This window comes from Vibrio sp. Vb0598 (assembly GCF_033338935.1).
In the GTDB taxonomy this organism is placed as follows: Bacteria; Pseudomonadota; Gammaproteobacteria; order Enterobacterales; family Vibrionaceae; genus Vibrio; species Vibrio alginolyticus.
In genome coordinates, this window is record NZ_JAWOTP010000207.1 from 1 (window position 1) to 1,165 (window position 1,165).

Below are 1,165 nucleotides of genomic sequence, written 5' to 3' on the forward strand. Positions count from 1 at the left end.
CGGCTTTCACGCCGGGCCTTTTTATTTTGCGCTCCTTGAGAATCCTTTCCCTTTGTTCTTATCCTAAATGGCTCTCATATTTCTTACGCAATACGTGCCATATTTAAAAATACCCCACATTATAAGTAAGTCTAATTTGCTTAATATCTCAACTACTTATATAAAACACTGATACATTCACAAAATGGAACTCACTATGACTGCACTGATTGTCTTTATTGTTATTGTTCTGCTGCTTGTGGTTTACGCAATCAGTATTTACAACAAGCTCGTTACTCTACGAAATCGCTTTAAAAACAGCTTCGCTCAAATCGAAGTTCAACTGAAACGTCGATACGACCTAATTCCGAATTTAGTAAACACCGCTAAAGGTTACATGGATCATGAGAAGGAAACGTTTGAACGCGTTATCCAAGCTCGTAACCAAGCGATAGCAGGTTTAAAAGCCGCCAGTGATGCACCAGATAGTGATGCTGCAATTAGCCAGCTTAGCCAAGCAGAAGGCATGTTACAAAACGCTCTAGGCAAACTGAACGTTGTGGTAGAAGCCTACCCTGAATTGAAAGCAAACGAGACGATGAGCCAACTCCAAGAAGAGCTAACCAGTACCGAAAACAAAGTCGCGTTTGCCCGCCAAGCATTTAATGATGCCGTGACCAGCTACAACACTTACAAGCAAACATTCCCACCCGTTATCTTCGCGAACACATTTGGTTTCCAAGACGGTAAGTTACTTGAGTTTGCAGACACAGAAGCAATCCAAGAAGCGCCGAAGGTTGCGTTCTAATGGACTTTTTTCATCATCAAGACACTGCGCGCCAGCGAACTGGACTTTTGGTGATGCTATTCACTTTGGCCGTTTTAGCCATCACAGGGCTAGTGAGTGTCATTTCGATTGGCATCTACTTTTATTTCACTGGCGAACCGTTCACCACTCAATCCATCATCAGTTATTGTTTGTTGAGCTTTGTGGGCGTGCTAACGGTTGTTAGCATCAGCTCATTCATTCGTCTTAGTGAGCTAAACGCCAATGGTGGACGTGGCGTTGCAGAAAGTATCGGCGGCAAGTTGATTTCGACAGACACGTCAAATGCGAAACACCGCCAGTTACTCAATGTTGTGGAAGAAATGTCCATCGCGTCGGGGATTCCCGTGCCACCAGTTT

Annotated in this window: 1 protein-coding gene and 1 pseudogene; both read left to right on the forward strand. The window is 43.9% G+C overall.

From position 1 onward, the window contains the following. Nucleotides 1-196 precede the first annotated feature (196 nt). Nucleotides 197-787: a LemA family protein gene (locus R7Q38_RS24125; RefSeq protein WP_025553289.1), complete on the forward strand. Its 591-nt coding sequence runs from the start codon at nucleotides 197-199 to the stop codon at nucleotides 785-787. Beyond that, nucleotides 787-1,165, forward strand: a pseudogene (locus tag R7Q38_RS24130) (Zn-dependent protease); the annotation flags it as partial. The gene R7Q38_RS24125 and the pseudogene R7Q38_RS24130, both read left to right, overlap by 1 nt.